The sequence below is a fragment of the Thalassotalea sp. G20_0 genome, assembly GCF_017744175.1.
Classification (GTDB): domain Bacteria; phylum Pseudomonadota; class Gammaproteobacteria; order Pseudomonadales; family Endozoicomonadaceae; genus Endozoicomonas.
The window spans coordinates 1-20,463 of record NZ_JAGHQV010000040.1 but is presented as its reverse complement, the minus strand read 5'-3'; the positions used below and the strand labels follow the sequence as shown (position 1 = coordinate 20,463).

The window sequence follows — 20,463 nt, the reverse complement described above, 5'->3', positions numbered from 1 at the left end:
ATGAAATCATGCAATTTGCTGATCTTTAATGGTTAACTCCGCAGGGAAGAAAGTTCGCTGGGCCCGGAAGTGCCCGGACCGATTCAAATACCGGATACTCAAGTTGATCAGTCGTCGCTGGGGGGGCTCAATGCAATATCGCTTAGACAAACTGGCGCAATATATCCGGGGTTGGATGGGTTATTTCCGATTATCGGAATATTACCGACCAATTCCCCTGCTGGATCAATGGATATGTCGGCGAATCCGTTGCTGTTTTCTCAAGCAATGGCGCAAGCCGAAAGCCCGTTTCAAGAATCTGGTCAGGTTAGGCGTTGATAAAATTAACGCCGCCAAGATCGCAGCCAGCAGCAAAGGGTATTACCGCCTGAGTAAAACCTATGCGAACAGGCACTGAGTAACAGTTACTTCGCGAAAATTGGGCTTGTTTCATTGAAAGACTTATGGATCAGGTTTCACCATCTTCGCTGAACCGCCCGGTGCGAACCCGCATGCCGGGTGCTGGTTTGCCACGCGAGCAGAGTCAGTCTGCTCGCAACTGCAATTGACATGGAGGTGGGCCCTCCGGTGACGGCTTCTGGAAGCAGCTATCAAACCACTGTGAGCTGCACTGATTAAGAGTCAGGGTGGTGGGCGTTACAGAAAAGGCGCAACAAGATTGCGTCAGGTGTGAAATCCAGAGATGAGCGAGAGCAAACCAATCAAGCCTGGCAGAAAGTGAAGGCCAATAAGGGAGTCGCTGGAGTTGATGATCAGTCTATTGCTGATTTTGAGGTCAATTTAGGCGGCAACTATTCAACTATATTCAACTATCACCTTCCAGGAGAGGAAAAACATCCTGGGAACCTGCCGGACTCAAGCGTCCGTCTAGGAGGCTGACTGAGAATAGCGCCCGTAGCGAGGACGACAGAAAATTGAGGATAAAAATTCGGTTTTGTGAGGTGAATAGCGGGGCTATTTGCCGAACAAAAGCGGATTTTTAGACCAATTTGCTGTCGCCGCAGTAGGGCAGTCTATTCTCGGACAGCCTCCTAGGAGGCTGACCGAGAATAGACTGCCCTGCTGCGGTGGCAGAATTAGTTAAGAATCTAAGTATTCATAGGGAACTAAAACCAAAAATAAATATCTTACATAAGAATATTAATGAAGTGTTTTGATATGAACAAAGTTGACGGTTTTAAATGCCCAATATGTTTTGACTCAGCAGAATGCGATAACATCAATCTAAAATGCGGTCATGCCTTTGGTAGATCATGCATTAGGGAATGGTTGGAAAGTTCTAACCAAATTAACTGTCCTGTTTGTCAAAAGCAATTTACTGATGATGATATAAAACAGATAACAAAAATCTCATTGCAGGAACGTATGTCTATCATTTCGAAAAAAACTATTAAAATGTTTAACCCAGCTATTTTGACGCACAATTCCCCAGTTGCTCCCTCGTTTGCTGCCGGGGGTGCCGTCGGGGTTTTTGGGGCTGCTGCTGCCGGGGTTGCTGGTGCCGGGCTTGCTGGGCCTGCCACGACTGCCTTGGCTGGTCTTACTGTCGGGACTTTCTGGGCGTCTGCCGGGACCGAGTTTGGAAGGGCTACCGGTGTTGCTAACGGTATTGCTACCGGTGTTGCTACCGGTGTTATTTTCGGGACTGTCGGTTCTTTCAATTTAGCTGTATGGTCTGCTGTGGGGGCTGCTGTTGGGGCTGCTAATGAGTACTTCGAAAAAAACTATTAGCAAATGAATTCAGTAGCGCATAGATTATGCTTATTCCGGCAGCTGTCGTTTAAATATCAGCAATAATCCCTGCCCTCCCAGTTTTGCTATAATCCCCGTTTTGCCGCCTGTTAAACATTTACGACAATGTACATCATTGCATGTGCGGTGAGCGGACAAGTCGCCGTTTTGGTCTGGGAGATGAGTTGGAGGCTATGGCCAGTAAGGTGGATCTGCTGGATGATAAGAAGATCGACTTTGAACTGCTGTCAGCGCTTAGCAAGCAGGGAAGAAGAAAATCATCCGCTAAGGGCTCTGCCGAAGTCGGTAAGCCATCCGGTCGTAAGCCGAAAGGCAGAACATCGGCCAAAACAACGGGTAAAAAGGGCAAGCCAACCGCTTCCGGCAAAAAGAAGGTTGCCGGTAAGAAGAAAAGCAGCGCCCGGAAGTCTGATTCAGCCAAAGCCTCAAAGCCAACGGGTAGACAGCCCCGTAAACGGAAGATCAGTCAATAAGCTTCGCACCACAGGGATTATCGGTCATTGCTTCTTGCCTCCATGGGTTACTCCGGGAGCCTGACTACTTTATCGATATGTCTTTTGAAATCAGGCCAGTTCGCAGCGGCTTTTTTGTTCCGGGTTGATAAGTAGCTAACCATATGAAATCGTATATTTCTGACTCCTTGTGCTGGCACTCTGCTTCGTTACAACTCCGGTCACATAGCTACGGCTATGCTCCCTCCGTTGTGCCTCGCATAGTACCAGCCCAAGTAGCCAGAAATATTCGATTCCATATGGCCAGCTACTTAAGAGTTTTTATTCAACTATCACCTTCTGGGAAAGGAAAACATCATAGTGGCAGAATTAGTTAAAAATCTAAGTATTCATAGGGAACTAAAACCAAATATAAATATCTACTAGCTGTAATAAACATAAATTAAATTAAAACGGAGGGTTTTGATATGGGCAGTGTTGACACTGTTAATCTCAAAATAGACTATCGTCCAACAAAATTTAGAAACACAGATCCAAAATGTGGACGTTTTTTTGGTAGTTCATGCATGCGGGAATGCGTGAAAAGTCCTAACCAAAATAACTGCCTCTCCTGTGAAAAACAATTAACTGACAATGAGACAAAAAGCATCACATTTCAGGACCGTATGGTAACTATTTCGAAAAAAACTACTAAATTTCTTTACCAGGCTACTTTGACACTTGCTCCCCCGGTTGCTCTCCCGGCTGTTGCCGGGTTTGTTATCGGAGCTACCGGGGCTACTGCTGTCGGGGCTGCTGGTGCCGGGCTTGTTGCCGGGCCTGCCTTTACTGCCTTTGCTGGAATGGGTATCGGGATGTTCTGGGCTTCTGTCGGGGTTGAAAGGGCTACCAGCGGTGTTGATACCGGTGTTGCTAAAGGTGTTGCAGCAGGTGCTGCTACCAGTGTTTGTATGGGGGCTGCCGGGGCTGTCGGTCTTGCTACCATGTCTGCTATCGGGTCTACTGTCGAGGCTGTTGGTAATTATTTTATAAAAAACGACGATTAAAATGTTTGGCCGAGCTATTTCGATTTTGACTCATGCTCGCTCGGCTGCTCAGGCTGACCGAGAATAGGCTGCCCTACTGCGGTGGCAGCAAATTGGTCTAAAAATTCCGTTTTGTTCGGCAAATAGCCCCGCTATTCACCTCACAAAACGGAATTTTTATCCTCAATTTTCTGCCATCCTCGTTACGGGCGCTATTCTCGGTCAGCCTCCTAGGCGACCCCGTAGCGAGGACGACAGGAAATGAGTCCAGTAGCCCATAGGCCATGCTTATTCTGGCCGTTTTCGTTAACATATCAGTGTTAAAACATCAGCAATAACTCCTGCCCTTCCAGTTTTGCTAAAATCCCCCTTTTTATGGCCTGTTAAGGCTTTCAAATGAGAAATCAATGAGCAATGACGTAGTATTTGGCCTGCATGCGGTGCAGAGCCTGTTTGAACGGTCGCCCGAAAGAATACTGGAGCTTCAGATCCAGAAAGGTCGTACGGATAAGCGAATCAATGCCTTGGTTGACCAGGCCAGAGATCAGGGCGTTTCCGTCCGATTTGTTGAGCGCAACCGTCTTGATGCCAAAGCGGAGGGTGTGCATCAGGGTATTATGGCCAGAGTCTCTGCCGCCCGGGTTTACCGGGAAGAAGACCTGGAGGATATTCTTGATGGGCTGAATGAACCACCATTTCTCCTGATTCTGGATGGGGTTACTGACCCTCACAATCTGGGTGCCTGCCTGCGGACTGCCGATGCAGCGGGAGTACATGCGGTTATTGTGCCCAAGGATAAGTCTGCCAGTCTCAATGCCACAGCAACCAAAGTGGCCTGTGGTGCAGCAGACAATATACCTCTGATTCAGGTGACCAACCTGGCACGGAGTATGGAGTGGCTCAAGGAGCGAGGTATCTGGATGATTGGTACCGCAGGCGAGAGTTCCGGCAATATTTATCAGTCAGATTTAACCGGTGCTCTGGCTCTGGTCATGGGCGCAGAAGGTAAAGGGATGCGCCGCCTCACCAGAGATCTGTGTGACTCGCTGATTTTTATTCCAATGGCCGGTTCTGTCAGTAGCCTCAATGTGTCGGTTGCTACCGGGGTGTGTTTATTTGAGGCGGTTCGACAGCGACGATAATTGTCACCACTCTGATTTCACTGAAACTCCCCTTTGGATAAATCACCGATTCAACAAGCCAGTTCAAAAAGACTGGCTTTGGCTCAGTGAATTATTCAATTGCCTCTCTTGATGTTCCAGTTGATGTGCCAGGTACTGACGATACGCAGCTAATTGCGCCTTAACCCGAATTAACAAAGGATCGCACTGATTCACCCGAAAACCCATCCCTTGACAGAAGTTATCAAAAGCAGCGGCAACTTTAAACAACTTGAATTCAGTATTTGTTGTCATATCCTGCTCCTTATATTCCTCGGCAAGTCGGATGAAGAATCGTGGCAATATGTTGACAAACACGGCTTCTGATGGAACTGAAGCCTCTGGATCAGAATGTTGCCCTTTGTCTTTTAACCAATGATAAAGCTGCCTGCAAATTTCCCCAATGGTCGCTTGTCCCTGAGAGGGTTGTAAATCCTCAATGGGGGGGATGATCTCTTGTCCAAAATTTATACGGTAAGATGTAATTACTTCTGTTAAGCGTTCCTGTTGTTGCAAAGATAATGGCGTGTAAACCAGATCATGAACATCAACATCAATGGCTGTATCCGTTGAGCAAGGGATATTTTGCTCTTCTACCTGACCATTCCCGGTAGCACGGTTATGAAAGAACAGGAACATTCCAGCAACAAGTTCACAATGAATATGTTGATTTATTAAGCTCAGAAAATCTACATTGGCGATACTGTTAGCGTGATCGATGCTATAAATACTGATGCAATCACTCTCCAGTTTCATCATAAAATTACCTACTTGGAAGTCGGTATTTAAAAAACGGGATTTCCAGGCTGATTCCAAATAAACGGATAGCACAAGTTTATAAATACCGATGATAATGTTACTTAACTCTGCTTCGTTTAACCTCTCACCATTCTTCCATTCCGGCTGCCATGCAGTGAGTCGGTCTCTTAACGCTTTTTGACGATCAATAGAGCAGCCATCAATATATTCCATTACAAGGGCATCAGGGCTGGATAGTTCTTCAGCTACCTCAGGCACCCTGAATTGAACAGGCACCTGATGACCTGAGCCGGTATCTACATGAAACTGTTTGACTTCTGTCAGATTATTTAATGCCTCTGACGCCTTTTTGGTGTATTCAAGTTCTTTTGATAAGTCGCACTCCAAACTAAAACTCTTTGCTGCTCTGAAAAGAACGTTAAATTCCGACTGTGAAATAATGCCTATGTTATGAATAGTGGAAAGCAGGCCAGTAATTATCGAAACATCCCTGTTAATGCTTTTTAACGATTTTCCTGAGAACGATTTAACAGCATAATCCCGTTCATCAATAGTAAAACGATCTATCTGGCAAATAGTCCCGCGCCCAAGCGTTTCAATATGCCGAACAGGTACTGCTGAAACTGCTTTGTTGGTAATGAACTCACTGCCGCTGTCGATATCGGCTGTGCCTGATCGATCCAACATGGCACCTTCAGAGTGCATCCGGGCAGTAGCCACATTGCGTTCGACAATCTTCTTTATTTCCTCCGGATCAACCTTACCTGCCGAATACTCGCTGGCGGTTTTTACCATGGCAGCTACGTAGTTGAAATAATCGCTACTGAATTTACTCTCAAGTGACTCAAGTGGTGGGTGGAATAAAGCCAGGTATTGACCTATTTTTCCGCACACTCCACCATTGTCATGAAAAAATTGAGCGAGAGGCTCAGGAGAGCGTGAACTAACGACCTTCAGAACAGAAGTGGTGCCACTGAAAACCAACCCAAGCACTCGTGCTGTCATGTTTAAAGTGTTGGTGAATGAGTCAACTGTCACTGATATCGCCCTGGAAACTAAGGACTCACCCGCGTTACAGGAATCTGATGCAGGGCGTTCATGCGCTGATTGCAATTGCTTAACAGGGCTACTGATAACGGTGCATCCTGATGGTGAAGTGACAGGAGCAGCCTTAAAATCCATACTGCCAGCACCGGAAATGGCCGCCGCCCTTATGTTAAAAGTAGAATCCATGATCATTCACTTTGATTTATTTTAATGTGCACGAGTTTTAGACTTGAATAACTTAAAGAAGTTCACCAGTACCAATTATTTTGGTCTGTTTCAATTTCCAATTGATGAAATTTGCCTACAGCCTTATCGAAAATACTGATCGCCTGACTGTAGAAGCTAATATCCCTTCTTAGGGTGGAGATTAAGCTTACCCCTCCATTTTCAATGGCTTTCGGCGGATGGAACCACGAAGGCCAGGAAGAACACAAATAAGAAATAGTTATTCCCATTTGGCATTATTGAGTAATGCTTCATCAAGATAATTCAACTTCCAACTATCATAGCTTCCCCAAGACATCCGATCTTTATAACTACGAAGAATCTCCGGAAGATCGTTGATTGTCGCTTTTGAGTTCAGTTCATTCTCATTATGAGTAGAGAGTTGTTCCTTCATCTGTTCAATAGATGCATCGAAAGTTTTTTCCAAAATAAATCTTGCTTCCTCAGGGGAGATGTCTTTCAGGAAATCTTTATGAGTAACAATATGTGGAATTGAATTAAACTCTAAATTATATTTTGGTTTTAATTTATTAAAGACTGATCGTTCAATCAAGCTCATTGTTTCATGATTGTTACCGTTCTTTTTTTCAAGATTTATGTAGAATTTATCAACAATCCTACAAATTGGATTAAGGGAGATACCAATCAAATCAGAACTGTAAGGTGTTTCTTTTAATGATGGTATAGATTGAAAAACGCAAGTATGGAATTTTCCCTTCAGGTCGTTTAATTTGAATTTTGGTTTTCCGATGGCCAATATGTTGATAGCTCCATGACCATGACGTCCATCCGTTACTACTGCATAGACATCCATATGTTTGGATAGTATATCCCTGAAGTCTCCGTGTGTCATAAGGTGTTTTTCCGGAAAAATAAGAGGTTCTTTATCCTTGGGATGGTAAAATGTTTTAGTCAAGTGGACTGTAGGCGCATCGGATAAGGGGCTGGCAGCCTGTGCAGAACTCGATGCAGCTACACCCTCTGCCGAAATACATGTTCTGTGAGCAATGGGATTAGTGGTTCCACTTTCCCCTTGCGACACTTTAGTATCCATTTTTTGACTTTTGTTTTCCTGCTGGGGATTATAAGTGTTTCTTGAAACATCACCGCTATTTACACCGTGCATGACTGGTAACCTCAATTTTGGAAAAAAACAAAGACCATCGTCATATAGTTCTTGATATTTACCCCATATCTGACCATTTTTCTAAAATTAAGTTTCTTCCCTTCAAGTAGCCAATGCATTTTTTTACCAATTAAAAATGAATGCTTACTAAAGCTGTTAATAACGATGCAAAATTTTCGAAAGTCAGTACCTTACATTGAATTCATTAAATCTGAATAGATCTATTTTTTTTCAGTCGCAATTGTAAACTGGTAGAAAAGATCGATAGCCTGGGCAATGCCGCTAACGGCCTGAAGGTAAAGTCGCGGCATTAGTTCGTAGCGCACCTTAACTTCAGCGATAGAGTCAAAAACACCTGCGCCATATTGCACCCGCAGGCCCGGCGCAATCGTCCCGCCAATGGTGACCCGGGTGTCATCACCACTGCCCTGGGTGTCGAGCGTGACATCCGAGAGGCCGATTTTTTCGCCAATGGAAGTCACTACGCCGCCAAACTGGCTGACACCGAAACCGATCAGCATGGATTGCACGGCCGAACTGTCACCATCTTCGAGTCCCCGCCCTCTGAGCAGATAAGACCATTGTTCCTGCTGTGGCATGGATGGGTCCGAATAGATAGAAAACTCTGGTCGGGAGGGTGCGCCGCTCACCTGAATGCCTACTGATACATCGTCTTCTATGCTGTCAGGGTTGCGAATAGCGTTCACCGCCAGGTATGGGCTGGATAGCGGGCCGGAGAAAATAATATGGCCCTCTTTAATCAGCAGGTCCTGACCGAATTGATGATAGCGGCCATTGGTCAGTTGAATAGAGCCATCGGCAGTCATCGGTTTTCCGGGCTGCAGATCCAGCAGCAGTTGGCCGCCAAGGTCTGATTTCAGCCCATAGGCGTCGATCTTGATGTCTTTGCCTAAAATCACATTCACATCCATGGAGAAGGGCGGACCGGCATGCAGTAGTGCTTTTCTGGTTCCCGGAGTGATAATCACCACATCATCAGAGGGGGTGACGGCCTGTTTGGGCAGTTGTTTGATGTTCGCTCTTGCCCAGGGAATGGTGATGTTCCCGGTCAGGGTTTGCGCTGCTCCAATGGTCAGCCTTAAATCGGGGGAGGCTTTCAGCTGGAGGATGCCCGGCACTCTGGCTCCCAGGTTTTGCCCTTTTATATCGATAACACCGGAAGGGGGCATTTGTTGCCAGTCAAGATGACCTGACAGCTTCATTTCACCGTCGTCTATCTTCATGCTGCCACTGACTTCACCTTTATTGCCAGCCACATTCAGCTCAGTGATCAGATGGCTGACTTTGACCATTTCCTGTTTAGCGGCCAGCTGTCCTGCACGGAGTTTCAGGTTGCCAAACAGCAAGGGATCTTTCAGAGTTCCGCCCATGCGTGTGTCAGCGGATAAAATACCATCAATATGACTGATATCCGGAATCAGTGGTTGTAGAAAGTACAGGCGCATATCCTGCAGTCTGGCTTGTCCACTCAGGATCTGGTCACTGTGCATGTTGTCGATGGCCAGATTGATGTGGGCATCCCCCAGCTGTTTTGAGTCAAAGTCAAACTCTGCCTGCAGATCATCCTCGTTCAGATTAATCACGGTGGAGAGTGTTTGATAGTTCACTGATAAAGGATTATCTGAGTTGCTGGTGATTTCACCCGGCGTCGTCTGGATTTGGATATGGGCTATTGGCTGGCCACTATCCCACTGGATATCACCACTGCCCGAGAGTATGGCCTGCCAGTTAAGGTTGCCTGGCAGCAATGGCTTCAGGGTTGACAGGTTAAAGTCTGATAGCCGAAAGCGTGTTGTTCCACGGTTAGCTGACAATTGTGATGCATCAATACAGAGCCTTGCCGGTTTGGCAAACCAGCATTGATCCGTCAGTTTCACTTCTTTGTTGGTGGCATTCAGTCCGATGGTGACAGGCTGCTCCAGAGACCAGGTATCCACCGGCGTGATTACCCTGGCACTGGCTAACTGCCCATGCCAATTGCCACGGCTGTTACCATGGATACCCTGCCAAACTCCATTAACCTGTAACTCACCGGATACCGGCTCGCCCTGAGTTTTGAGGGATATTTGATGATTCCGTTCACTGCCACTGGCATTTAGCAGCACGTTTTTCAGCTGAATATTGCCACTGTTGAGGGAGTCCGCCTTAACCGTGGTTTTACCTTCCAGTAAGGTTGCTCTGGTCAATTCGCCGTTCACTTGTAACCGGTTGATACTGGTCTGTTGAACCTCTATGGATGGGCTATCAAAGCTGAATAAAAGCTTTGGATGTTTATCGCTTCCCGTTAGCTTAACGCTGCCTTGTAACGAGCCTTTCAGGTCCGGGGTAATCCTATCCAGAGAGCTGGCATCAAGTTTCGCGCTCAGGGATAACTGTTCTGCGATTTGTCCACTGATGTTCAGGCGGTTCTCGCCAAGCGCCGCATAAAAGCTGTGAATATTCACGTTGAAGGGTAAAGCGGCCATGGGCCTGACCTGGTTGTCGGATGCCAGTTTTCCGGTCAACTCAAGAGGGTTATTCAGTAATGAGCCATTGATCGTCAGTTCCGGAATGTTTAGCTGCCATGAACCATCTGTCATCATAAATTGAGTGGTTACTTTGCCGCTCAGCGTGCCGGGAAGTTCCCTTAGCCATAATTCTGGCTTTAGTTTTGACAGCAGAGTGTGTCCTTGCCAATGAATTCCATCTTGCCAGTTAACTGTCCCGGTCAGTTCCAGGGGTTTTTCGGAAAGATTGCTTTCATCAACAGGGCTAAGCGACAGTGTTTCAATAGTTAGCTGCTGCAAACTGCCAGAGGCATCCAACTGCAGTTGGGTGGCTGGCTGCTCAGCCACTTTAATGGATGTGTTCAGTGAGAGCTGGTACTGATTCAGATTTCCCGTGATCCTGGCTAAGCCATTGTTGGATGAAACCACGGGTGCATTTTCTTGCAGCGGCCATTGGAATTCATGCCATTTCAGGGCAACGTTTAGCGGGAAGTTGGGGGCAAGAGGGCCAATATTTCCTTCCAGTGATGTATTGATGGAACCCTGTGATGCAAGCCGCAATTGCAGTTGACCAAGATCGCCCGAGGCTTCCAGTGATAGCTTATCCCCTTTTATGGCTGCCAGCTCAGGCATATTGAAATTATCCAGAATGGTGGCATCTAGGTTCAGGCTTAATGGATAGTTTTCAGCTAGCTGTATCTCACCGTTTAAAAGAATATTGGCCCTGCTTTGTTCTGCCTTAAGTGTCAGGTCGGTGATATAAGTCGCTTGCCAGTTGAAACTCAGCTCCAGCGCTTTAAGGGTTTCATCAATATCACCCTGCTGGTAGCGGGCATTGGTCAGTGTGAAATTTTCCAGGCTGACAGGGATTGGGAGTTTTACTTCCGGCAGTGTGATGGTTGAGAGATCATTGCCTGCCGACGTTGGTTTGTTGGGCGTTAAAGCCTTTAACACAATCTGAAGGTTATCAGCCCGAACGTCAGGGATAAACAGCTGGCTATTCTGTATACGGGCATTTGCTGTAAAGGTTTCCAGGGAAACCGTGGTTCCTGAAAAGGTGACATCAAAATCCTGGATATGGATCTGACTGATCAGAATATCCAGAGGAATATTGATTGCTGTATCGGTAGAGGGCGGTGCTGACGGTCTGGTTTCTTCCACCGTTGGCTGAATCTCAAGGTTGCCGCCTTTGACGGCTACCAGTTGTACCGGCAGCTGCCTTGTTAACACTTTTCCAGGCTGCCACTTCAGGGTTATATCATCAGCCTGAAACTTGATCCGGCTATCTTGCCAGCGGAGATTCTTAATATGCCAGCCCGTCATCAGTTGGCCTTCAGTCAGCTCCCCATCAAGCGCCGGAAGCGCATTGTTCAGTTGTTGCCAGAGCAGGTTGTTGCCGGTGTGAGTAAACAGCAGCAGTGAGATCAGGGTAAGCAGGAAGACGGCTGTGACTGATAGACACCGCTTTATCAGAGAAACTTTTTTCACTGGGAGTTGATCTGGCGCTCCCGGGGCAGACCCGGCCTGTTCAGAGTTATGGTTTGGGGCACTGCTCATAAATCCGGCCCCATGGAAAAGTGGATTCGCCAGGGAGAGCCGGGCTCACTGATCGCAAAGGCAAAATCCAGTTTTAACGGACCTAAGGGGGTCACCCAACGGATGCCCGGCCCAGCCCCTGTTTGCCATTCAACCTGACCTTTTTTGTAGGAGTTGGTTGCGGTTCCGCTGTCAACAAATAAGGCAACCCGCCAGTTTTCAACAATTTCATAGTCATATTCAATGCTGGCTACAGAAAGGTACTGGCCGCCAACCAGCTGGCCGTTGCTGTCCTCTGGAGATAAGCTGTCATAGCTGTAGCCACGGACCGTCTGGTCACCACCGGTAAAGAAACGAATGGACGGTGGGATATTCTGAATGTCATCCACCCAGATGGCACCCTGCTCAATTCGGCTGATCACCCGGTGATGCTTGAAGAACGTGGTCAACCATTTGGCCCGGCCCCACACTTTGATAAAGTCAGCATCAGATTGCCAGGCTTTGGCAGAGGTTTCGATTTTCAGGTTGTAGAGGTGTCCGGAGCGGGGATCCGTTGGATTGCCAACCAATTTCCGGCGGTCAAATGACATACCGGGTATTAGCAACAGATTACTGCTGTTCTGCTGCCCCTGGGTGTAGTTCTCATAATCTACCCGGATAAAAAAGTCCTGGTCCCAGTTACCCGGCCGCTTTTTCCACTTATTAACAGAAGCGGAAATAAGCTGACTGTCGGTATCCTGGACCGACGTTCTCTGGTAACCGCTGTCCAGGCTGTAGTATTCCAACAGAGGGTTGCCATAGGGGATTTTATAGCGCCCACTCAGCTCCTGTCCTGTTTTGGACACTCTGATATCGCTGGTAAAACTGTGTCCTTTTTCATCCAGCCATGGGTTATCAACACTCAGGGATACCCTCGGACCTTCATCCGTAGAGAAACCGATACCGGTCTCCAGCTCCCAGGCTGTTTTGGGTATCACACTGATGAAAATCGGAACTTCACCATCAACGGCTTTATCCTTGAGAGGGCGGACCTCAATGGATTTAAAGTATCCGGTGGCAGAAAAGTCCATGTTCAACTGACTGAGCTGTTCAGAGCGATAGGGTTGCCCCGGCTCAAAATTGATCATGGTGTTCAGCAACGCACGGGTAGCTTCGCTCACCGGGGCGTCATAAATAACCGGTCCGAACCGGTATCGTCTGCCGGATTCCATGGTCAGGGTAATGTCAGCCCGATGTTTGGCCGGGTAGACTTTGATCTGGTGTTCACTCAGGTCTGCATCAAAATAACCACGGGTCAGGGCCAGTTTACTGAGCCCTGTTTTCAGCGACTCATATTCACCATCATTCAGGATCTCGCCTGTTTTTAACCGGCTCTGACTGATTAACCGGGTAAATGCCCGGTCTTGTCTGGCATCACCTTCCAGGTTGATGTGCAGGGACTGGACAATCACTGGCTGACCCGGACTGATAGTAATGATGAGCTGACTGGCCGCCTTTTTGCTGCTGTGAAAGTCAATGGTGGGCTGGTAATAGCCCAGGGCCATCAGTGATTTTTGCAGGGCCTCCCGGATTTCATGCCGGTATTCATCCAGTTGTTCGGGTTTGATGGCAGGCAGGTTATCAAGGTAGAGCGTCGCATTTTGCAGTAATGCTTTGTCGAGCCCATTGATTTTATAGGTCAGAGGTTTTGTCGCCCAGGCAGATGCAGAAAAAAACAGGATGATCAGCAACCACAGGCCGATTCGCCGTTTCGGTGTATAGATAAGTGCTGTGCTTTCGTGATCGGCCATAATTCAATGATAGTGGGTACGCATTCCCGGCAATAAAAACGGTAAATTGGAGCGGTCTCTGGCTATATCGACCTTTAGAACATGACGCTCATCGTTGAATGGATTTGCCACACGGTCATTTGAGCAGCCATCCTTTGCATAACTTATTGTTTCATATTGCACGTTTAATGCGTTAAAGCATTGTTAGCCAAATGGGGGGGGTATGTTACCAGCTTTTGCTGATCACAGAGGACTTCCTGTTTATTTTCACCACATCTGCCCAATACCTGGCGGATTGATGGTTTGATGACAGACCTGAAGTGGTAAATCACCATATCGACACCGGATATTACCAGTGCGGCAGACCTTGTCTCCCCTTGCAACCAACGCAACAAATCTCTAAAATTCCCGCTCTTTGTATGCTCGGGCTAATTTGTCCGGCGTATATTTCATTCTCAGTGGGGCTATTTTGGTCAAAAGTCGATCAAGAGGGTTGTCCATTGTGAATGTAGTAACCGGTGAGCGCCTGCGCTCACACCCTCCTTGCCTTACTGCTTTATAGAATCTTTTCGACGGATGTCGGAGGTAAAAATTGCAGGAGGCTATTTAACCCGTAAGGAGCAAATAATGCGTCATTACGAAATCGTTTTCCTGGTCCACCCTGACCAGAGCGAGCAAGTACCTGCCATGGTTGAGCGCTACACTCGCGCTATCACCGAAAATGGTGGCAAGGTACACCGTCTTGAAGACTGGGGCCGTCGCCAGCTGGCTTACCCAATCAACAAGATCCACAAGGCTCACTACGTTCTGATGAACATTGAGTGTGGTAACGAAACTCTGGATGAGCTGACGGAAAACTTCCGCTACAACGACGCGGTTATCCGTAACATGGTCATTCGTCGTGATGAAGCCATCACTGAAGCTTCTATCATGCTGCAGTCTGAAGAAAAGCGTGATCGTCGTGACGATCGTCGTGAAGACCGCCGTGAAGAACGTGCCTCTGAAGAAGCCGTTGAAGACGAAGTAGAAGAGTCTGAAGAGTAAGACCTGATGTTCAGTCATTACGACTGCTAAGGTTCCTGCTTTAACCTGCTCTTTACCATACAAGCATAAATCCAAGGAGGCGTTGCCATGGCACGTTTTTTCCGTCGCAGAAAGTTCTGCCGTTTTACCGCTGAAGGCGTGAAAGAGATCGATTACAAAGATCTGAACACTCTGAAAGCTTATGTTTCTGAAACCGGCAAGATCGTTCCTAGCCGTATCACCGGTACCAAGGCTCGTTACCAGCGTCAGCTGGCAACAGCGATCAAGCGCGCTCGTTACGTGGCCCTGCTGCCATACACCGATCGTCACTGATTTATTTATAGGGTATAGCTGATGCGTGGACTGGCGGAACTGGTAATGCGTGGCCCGAAACAGGCAATGATTCTGGCCACTGTGTTTGCCTGTATTCCCATGCTGTTCTGGGTGAGTGCAGCCATTATTTCACTGGTGGTACTGCGTCGTGGTACCAGTGAAGGGCTGAAAATACTCACCTGGGCTGTGCTGCCGGGTATTGCCTGGGCAGCCATGGGACAGTTCTCCACGATCATCGGTTTGACAACTACCGTGGCTCTGGCCCTGGTATTACGCCAAACGGTTTCCTGGCAGAAAACACTACTGGCGCTGCTGCCAGCCGGAGCTTTCATCGCTCTGGTTATGGCGCAGCTGGCTCCACAGCAAATCGCCCTGATCAGCGAACTGGTCATGACACTGGTTCGTGACTACGTTCAGCAGGCAGGGCAGAGTACGGACGACTTAGTAGCGGGCATCGGGCCGTTGGTAGAATACGGGGTTATTGGTGTGATCACCTGGTTTAACCTGGTGATCTGCATCCTTGGGTTGGTGCTGGCCAGATCCTGGCAGGCGCAGCTTTATAACCCGGGTGGATTCCGTGAAGAGTTTCACCAGATCCGCCTGCCGTTATCGGTAGCCATGGGGCTTCTGGCATTTACCCTGGTGGGAGCAACCTTTGTTCCTTTCCTGCTGGTGCTGGTTCCTGCAGCGACGCTGCCATTGCTGGTGGCGGGGCTTGCCATGATCCACGGGCTGGTGGGGATGCGACAACTGGGAAGCTTCTGGTTGGTAGGGTTTTACATCCTGTTGATTTTTGTCACGCAACTGGCGTACCCGGTCATTGTTTTAACTGCATGTCTGGACAGTCTTTTTGATTTTCGCGCCCGCGCGAATAACCGACTGCATCAGGGATGACAGGTACTAGATAGAGGCTAGCGAAATGGAAGTAATCCTGCTCGAAAAAATTGCCAAGCTTGGTAAGCTGGGCGACAAGGTCACCGTTAAGAACGGTTATGGCCGTAACTTTCTGATTCCTTTTGGTAAGGCTCTGCCTGCCACTGAAGCGAATCTGGCGACTTTCGAAGCTCGTCGTACCGAGCTTGAGAGCGCCGCTAACGAACAACTGAGCAACGCTCAGAAGCGCGCTGCAGAAATGGCTGAAATCGAACTGACCCTGACCGCCAAAGCAGGCGACGAAGGCAAACTGTTCGGTTCTATCGGTCCTCGTGACCTGGCGGAAGCCATCACTTCTGCCGGTGTTGCTGTTGCCAAGAGTGAAATCCGTCTGCCAGAAGGCCCGATCCGTGCCGTTGGTGAGTACGACGTTGGCATCCAGCTGCATTCTGACGTTGCTGCAACTATCAAGGTGTTTATCGAAGCTGAATAATCAGTTCGGTTAACGGATAGACTAAAAACCGGAACTCTAACGGGTCTCCGGTTTTTTTAACCCGGTTTTATGGCAATTCATCAGTTGTTTTCCCTTCTAATGGGGAGAAAGACTGATCGTCGAGCGTTGCAATAAGTTGCTCAAAAAACTCTGGACAGCGAGTCCTTATCTCTTTCACGTCAATCGCTGCTGATGTTACCGGATGGATGGGGTGTTTATGAACCCATTCAAACAGCAGATCATGCTCAAAATACACGGTCTGTGGCCCACCCTGGTTTTGCTTTTTGTCTATTGCTGCCGGCCATGAAATTAAATTTCCGCCAATGGGGCAACGATAGGCTGATGACTCGTTATCTCCCGACTCACTCAGAAGGTCTTTTGCCCGCTTCAATTGCCCGGACCACTCAACAAGCTCTTTAACCCTTTGTGGTGATGGGGATTCTCCGGCTGCCAGAAGGTAACGGATGAGGTTCCAGCCAGGATCACAGGAGATAGGAATATGATCAAATTTCCTCCTGGGCAAGCCGATTTTGCAGGCAATCGGCAAGATCCATTCAGTTCCATCGGCTGTGGCGGGGATCTGGCGGAATGCTGAAATATAAGCCATTCCCTGTTGGATGTTATTAATGGTCTGCTCAGGCAGACAACTCAGGAACTCATCGGTTTGTTGTTGCGGGAAATAGGCCAGCGCATCCTTGTCATCCAGCCATTGCAACGCCTGATAAAGATGACCCGTTTCAAGGCCCCGTTCGGTTTCAGTCAGTTTCTTTGACAGGCGATAAGCCAGGAGCTGCGGTTCGTCTTCGGTACAAGTTTGTAACGCATCTAACTCATCAAATCCAAGTCCCGTACACATACCAATTCTATGCACGTTATGGCTCAGCAGTAGATTACCCAGGAAATCCATGGTTAAGGGTATGGAGCCTGGTTTTCGGGGGATTTCATCTTGCTGGCCAAGGATTACCGGCGGTAATGGTGTGCCGGTGATGGATTGTAATTGTGGAAACTGACTCATATTGCACACGCTGTTCACAAATGATGCCGGACAAGTCTGACTCAAAGCGTACACGACATTTTCGGGCGTGAGCCTTCCCAACTTATTGGCAGCAGAGAGAATGTTATAAGTAATTTGGCGTAAATTTTTTGCATACTCCCCGGAAATAATCAACTTTCTTTTATGATCGGGTAGACCCAGCATTTTTGCCAGAGGTTCTGCCTCAAAATCCGGAATCTGAATCAACATGTCGGTCAGCTTGAACCATAGTGAAGGCTCAAATACCGGGCTTGCCTGTTCAGAACCACCGGCGGTCATGTTACTCAATAACCGGTTGGCTACTCTGAGCTCCATCACCTCCGGTTTATTAAGGATGCGGACAACGTCAGTAATGGATAAACCGCCTTTGCTATTTCCACGGTTTTGCTGGTAAATCAGTTCCAGCAAAATCATTCTTTTAACAATATCAGGAAAAAACTTGAATGTTTTCTGCATCGTCATTAACAGGGGGTGTTTAAGAAGCTCGGAATAACCACAGACCTGTGCCAGATATTCTGGGAGGATGTGCATTTGATTACTAAAAACGGAAACCAAATCCCGTATACTTAACAACCGGTCGGGCTCGCTGTTATTTTCTGATAACATCCTTTTGGATTGGTATTCTGGGAGCTGATGATAATCCAGGCCCAATCTGGGACAAACTTTCGTCTCGACTGCCCAGCGATTGCCACTTTCACAAATAACAGCACACAAATTGGCGAAGGTTAGCAGTTGCTGTTCGTCTGCCCGCCATAACAGCTCTGCGAAATAGACATTCCATTCTCCGTCCAATAGTGGCAATAAGGCTTCCCGGTCAGCGTCAGGCAGATCTAATCTGGCGGCAAGAGAATAACGTTCTGCTTCAACCACGTGCTGATTAACGATCAGGTAAGCATCTCTGGGTGAAATCCTGTCGTACCACGACCGATTGTCATTGTTATAGCAGTCAGGCTCCGCCGGGGAGAGATATCCGCAGTCAAAAAAGCTTTTTGCGCTGGTAACAATTTCCTGTTTTTTATTCAAAACGTATTTATCCAGGAAGATGTATTTAAGAATGTTGCGTAAGTCATTTCTGAATTCCTTACGCAGCGCCATATCCATGAGTTCGCTGACCCCTTGAACCAACCTTTCTGGTATCAAAAGGTTTGATGTTTCGGCGCAAGTGAGTAATTCGCACAACTTGCTCTCGGGGTTGCTCAATGCAAGGTTTGTATCGATGCTTTTTATCATGTCATAGGGAACCTCCAGTACTAACCCGAGCCCCTGCCACTGTTGTGCGTCTATACCAGCATCTTTCAGACATTTCAGGGCATTTTTGACAGCGTCTGTCATCGGTACCCGGCTACCGTCTGTGGGTGTTTGTGAAATATTTCTTGATGTAACTGACGATGTAGTGGTGTGTGGATGCAGAGCTGAAGTACCTTGCGGGATCTGTGGTACTGTTATCTCAGAGAGCGGCCTGACAGAGCATTCTTGATTGGATGGTATGGTGCTGTCAGATTCAGGCGAACGGGCTTCTTGGGGTGTCAGGATTGGAGCATGTGAATGAGTTGGAAAATTATTCATGGGAACATTGCTTTTCGTTGGCCTGATTTTTTGTTGGACTCGTTAATTGAATAAAAATTCCAGATAATCCCTTTGTTAAATAGATAGCCATTGATTTTTATGCTGTTACCAGTTCGAGGCTGAACGCTGTGCCGTTTTATTGTACTGGTGAATGAAAATCGTTATTCCTTCTGAAGGTCGGAATCAGGTATCCTGACATGCCACTACTCTTTTCCGCAGAACGTTAATATGCCGGATGTCAGTCCTCGCGAACTGGCGCTTCCCCTTGATGAAGCGACGGTTGCCATTAAAACACCTCCCCACTCCATCGAAGCGGAGCAGTCCGTTCTGGGTGGTCTGATGCTGGGTAACCAGGCCTGGACCGGGTGGCTGATAAGCTGACGTCGGATGGTTTAGGATCGCGGTTCATCCCTGCGGGCGCAGGGAATACATCAAAATAGGCAGCGTGCCGACGCCAGCTTGCGGTTCATCCCTGCAGGCGCAGGGAACACGGACACACCATGAACACCTACAAAATCACTACCGGTTCATCCCTGCAGGCGCAGGGAACACATTTACCGCCGCCTCCTGCTCTGCCTCGTGTGCGGTTCATCCCTGCAGGCGCAGGGAACACAAAAGTAACAGGCGAGCCACTATCTGAAGGTGCGGTTCATCCCTGCAGGCGCAGGGAACACGTACAGGTTGGAAAAGGCGAAATTTGTTGTTGCGGTTCATCCCTGCAGGCGCAGGGAACACAAGTCAACGCTGCCTATTCCCGTTTAATCGACCGGTTCATCCCTGCAGGCGCAGGGAACACCCACCACAGCGGCATTGCACACAAATTCATTACGGTTCATCCCTGCAGGCGCAGGGAACACTAGTGATCTCCGATCATAAGGGGTTGCTACCCCGGTTCATCCCTGCAGGCGCAGGGAACACCCAACAGCGTTGACCGCTATGTTCGCCAGATGCGGTTCATCCCTGCAGGCGCAGGGAACACTGAGCAGAATGCATCGCCCGCTTGTATTTGCCCGGTTCATCCCTGCAGGCGCAGGGAACACCACTTCCAGAGACCGGAACCAGCCTATAACGGCGGTTCATCCCTGCAGGCGCAGGGAACACTAAGGTTCGTTAGGAACAAAAAGCCACGCTACTGGTTCATCCCTGCAGGCGCAGGGAACACGGTTTCATCAGCGGGCCCTCGGGCGTTTGACTCGGTTCATCCCTGCAGGCGCAGGGAACACATGACCAGCAGCAATTCCCGACGAATAAACGACAATAATATTGTAAATTTAAATAATTAGCTTAAAAAAACGAGAACAAAAAAACCACAAACACTATATCGTGCTGATAATAAAGACCAATAAAAGCCCTGAAAACCCGACTACCTTCCAATATTATGAGCTATTGAATTCAATTCTTTTTGGCTTCAATCCATGTATGATTGCACTGAATAACTCATCCCAGCTATCAATCATAAAGCTAGTAAATAAGCCAGTAATCCTTCGCCAAAGATACTTTCGGGTGGGCTTTGCAGGCTTATTTAAAGCTTTTTGGAATTGTGGACAAGCCATTTCCTGAATTTGATCTACAAGAAATGCCAAAAATGTCAGGTAGGCGAGATTGGTAGCCAAGTGTTTTTCGCCATGACCATAACTGTGCTCAAGATGGTAGCCTTGATTTTTCAGGGTGTTAAACGTTTGATTTTCAATATGCCAACGGCAACGACCTCCTCTCATGACAGCTTCAACTGTCTCATCGGTTAATTCAATGTCGGTTACCCAGCACCATGCATGTTGAATTCC

16 protein-coding genes, 1 pseudogene and 1 CRISPR repeat array are annotated in these 20,463 nt (G+C 47.9%); of the genes and pseudogenes, 11 read left to right on the top strand and 6 right to left on the bottom strand.

Annotated features, from left to right (window positions below):
* The first annotated feature begins 28 nt into the window (after positions 1-28).
* From J7438_RS19395 to rlmB, 6 genes are all read left to right on the top strand, one after another.
* Positions 29-397: a group II intron maturase-specific domain-containing protein gene (locus J7438_RS19395; RefSeq protein WP_286196727.1), complete on the top strand. Its 369-nt coding sequence runs from the start codon at positions 29-31 to the stop codon at positions 395-397.
* A 272-nt stretch (positions 398-669) separates the two neighbouring features.
* The gene (locus J7438_RS19385; RefSeq protein ID WP_209277856.1) at positions 670-879 is read left to right on the top strand and encodes a hypothetical protein; all 210 of its coding nucleotides are present in this window, start codon (positions 670-672) and stop codon (positions 877-879) included.
* A 279-nt stretch (positions 880-1,158) separates the two neighbouring features.
* Positions 1,159-1,731, top strand: coding sequence for an RING finger domain-containing protein (locus J7438_RS19380; RefSeq protein ID WP_209277855.1), 573 nt, complete (start codon positions 1,159-1,161; stop codon positions 1,729-1,731).
* A 140-nt stretch (positions 1,732-1,871) separates the two neighbouring features.
* Positions 1,872-2,225, top strand: coding sequence for a hypothetical protein (locus J7438_RS19375; protein WP_209277854.1), 354 nt, complete (start codon positions 1,872-1,874; stop codon positions 2,223-2,225).
* A 644-nt stretch (positions 2,226-2,869) separates the two neighbouring features.
* Positions 2,870-3,250, top strand: coding sequence for a hypothetical protein (locus J7438_RS19370; RefSeq protein ID WP_209277853.1), 381 nt, complete (start codon positions 2,870-2,872; stop codon positions 3,248-3,250).
* Between the two features lie 386 nt (positions 3,251-3,636).
* On the top strand, positions 3,637-4,371 hold the full coding sequence (gene rlmB, locus J7438_RS19365) for a 23S rRNA (guanosine(2251)-2'-O)-methyltransferase RlmB (protein WP_209203434.1): 735 nt from the start codon (positions 3,637-3,639) through the stop codon (positions 4,369-4,371).
* A gap of 63 nt (positions 4,372-4,434) precedes the next feature.
* Here rlmB and J7438_RS19360 read toward each other — a convergent pair whose 3' ends face one another.
* From J7438_RS19360 to tamA, 4 genes are all read right to left on the bottom strand, one after another.
* Entirely contained in the window at positions 4,435-6,381 is a 1,947-nt protein-coding gene (locus J7438_RS19360; RefSeq protein WP_209277852.1) for an AarF/UbiB family protein, read from the bottom strand.
* Between the two features lie 259 nt (positions 6,382-6,640).
* Entirely contained in the window at positions 6,641-7,546 is a 906-nt protein-coding gene (locus tag J7438_RS19355; RefSeq protein ID WP_209277851.1) for a hypothetical protein, read from the bottom strand.
* 221 nt (positions 7,547-7,767) lie between these two features.
* Complete coding sequence (gene tamB, locus J7438_RS19350) at positions 7,768-11,610, bottom strand: autotransporter assembly complex protein TamB (protein WP_209277850.1); 3,843 nt, start codon at positions 11,608-11,610, stop codon at positions 7,768-7,770.
* Positions 11,607-13,379: an autotransporter assembly complex protein TamA gene (gene tamA, locus J7438_RS19345; RefSeq protein WP_209277849.1), complete on the bottom strand. Its 1,773-nt coding sequence runs from the start codon at positions 13,377-13,379 to the stop codon at positions 11,607-11,609. The genes tamB and tamA overlap by 4 nt, the downstream gene beginning before the upstream one ends.
* Before the next feature lie 606 nt (positions 13,380-13,985).
* Between tamA and rpsF the strand changes: the two genes are divergently transcribed.
* The 4 genes from rpsF (at position 13,986) to rplI (ending at position 16,080) form a co-directional block, all read left to right on the top strand.
* On the top strand, positions 13,986-14,402 hold the full coding sequence (rpsF, locus tag J7438_RS19340) for a 30S ribosomal protein S6 (RefSeq protein WP_101745436.1): 417 nt from the start codon (positions 13,986-13,988) through the stop codon (positions 14,400-14,402).
* Between the two features lie 87 nt (positions 14,403-14,489).
* Entirely contained in the window at positions 14,490-14,714 is a 225-nt protein-coding gene (rpsR, locus tag J7438_RS19335; protein ID WP_020584246.1) for a 30S ribosomal protein S18, read from the top strand.
* A gap of 21 nt (positions 14,715-14,735) precedes the next feature.
* The gene (locus tag J7438_RS19330; protein ID WP_209203429.1) at positions 14,736-15,608 is read left to right on the top strand and encodes a hypothetical protein; all 873 of its coding nucleotides are present in this window, start codon (positions 14,736-14,738) and stop codon (positions 15,606-15,608) included.
* A 25-nt stretch (positions 15,609-15,633) separates the two neighbouring features.
* Positions 15,634-16,080 (top strand): 50S ribosomal protein L9, encoded by a 447-nt coding sequence (gene rplI / locus J7438_RS19325; protein ID WP_209203428.1) that lies wholly within the window; start codon positions 15,634-15,636, stop codon positions 16,078-16,080.
* A 67-nt stretch (positions 16,081-16,147) separates the two neighbouring features.
* On the opposite strand, the gene J7438_RS19320 is transcribed toward rplI, so the two are convergent.
* Positions 16,148-18,679 carry a hypothetical protein gene (locus tag J7438_RS19320; protein ID WP_209277848.1) on the bottom strand — a complete coding sequence of 844 codons (2,532 nt, stop codon included), beginning with the start codon at positions 18,677-18,679 and terminating at the stop codon, positions 16,148-16,150.
* A gap of 228 nt (positions 18,680-18,907) precedes the next feature.
* On the opposite strand from J7438_RS19320, the gene J7438_RS19315 reads away from it, so the two are divergent.
* Positions 18,908-19,060, top strand: coding sequence for a DnaB-like helicase N-terminal domain-containing protein (locus J7438_RS19315; RefSeq protein WP_209277875.1), 153 nt, complete (start codon positions 18,908-18,910; stop codon positions 19,058-19,060).
* A 20-nt stretch (positions 19,061-19,080) separates the two neighbouring features.
* Positions 19,081-19,902: direct repeats of the CRISPR family, unit length 29 nt; unit sequence CGGTTCATCCCTGCAGGCGCAGGGAACAC.
* A gap of 153 nt (positions 19,903-20,055) precedes the next feature.
* Here the strand turns inward: J7438_RS19315 and J7438_RS19310 are convergent.
* A pseudogene (locus tag J7438_RS19310) lies at positions 20,056-20,463 on the bottom strand (hypothetical protein); the annotation flags it as partial.

Excerpts from the sequence above, each read along its gene's own strand:
- tamA (WP_209277849.1), bottom strand. The coding sequence starts at position 13,379 with ATGGCCGATCACGAAAGCACAGCACTTATCTATACACCGAAACGGCGA.
- tamB (WP_209277850.1), bottom strand. The coding sequence starts at position 11,610 with ATGAGCAGTGCCCCAAACCATAACTCTGAACAGGCCGGGTCTGCCCCG.
- rpsR (WP_020584246.1), top strand. The coding sequence starts at position 14,490 with ATGGCACGTTTTTTCCGTCGCAGAAAGTTCTGCCGTTTTACCGCTGAA.
- J7438_RS19370 (WP_209277853.1), top strand. The coding sequence starts at position 2,870 with ATGGTAACTATTTCGAAAAAAACTACTAAATTTCTTTACCAGGCTACT.
- J7438_RS19330 (WP_209203429.1), top strand. The coding sequence starts at position 14,736 with ATGCGTGGACTGGCGGAACTGGTAATGCGTGGCCCGAAACAGGCAATG.
- J7438_RS19315 (WP_209277875.1), top strand. The coding sequence starts at position 18,908 with ATGCCGGATGTCAGTCCTCGCGAACTGGCGCTTCCCCTTGATGAAGCG.
- J7438_RS19355 (WP_209277851.1), bottom strand. The coding sequence starts at position 7,546 with ATGCACGGTGTAAATAGCGGTGATGTTTCAAGAAACACTTATAATCCC.
- rpsF (WP_101745436.1), top strand. The coding sequence starts at position 13,986 with ATGCGTCATTACGAAATCGTTTTCCTGGTCCACCCTGACCAGAGCGAG.
- J7438_RS19395 (WP_286196727.1), top strand. The coding sequence starts at position 29 with ATGGTTAACTCCGCAGGGAAGAAAGTTCGCTGGGCCCGGAAGTGCCCG.
- J7438_RS19380 (WP_209277855.1), top strand. The coding sequence starts at position 1,159 with ATGAACAAAGTTGACGGTTTTAAATGCCCAATATGTTTTGACTCAGCA.
- rplI (WP_209203428.1), top strand. The coding sequence starts at position 15,634 with ATGGAAGTAATCCTGCTCGAAAAAATTGCCAAGCTTGGTAAGCTGGGC.
- J7438_RS19320 (WP_209277848.1), bottom strand. The coding sequence starts at position 18,679 with ATGAATAATTTTCCAACTCATTCACATGCTCCAATCCTGACACCCCAA.
- J7438_RS19360 (WP_209277852.1), bottom strand. The coding sequence starts at position 6,381 with ATGGATTCTACTTTTAACATAAGGGCGGCGGCCATTTCCGGTGCTGGC.
- rlmB (WP_209203434.1), top strand. The coding sequence starts at position 3,637 with ATGAGCAATGACGTAGTATTTGGCCTGCATGCGGTGCAGAGCCTGTTT.
- J7438_RS19375 (WP_209277854.1), top strand. The coding sequence starts at position 1,872 with ATGTGCGGTGAGCGGACAAGTCGCCGTTTTGGTCTGGGAGATGAGTTG.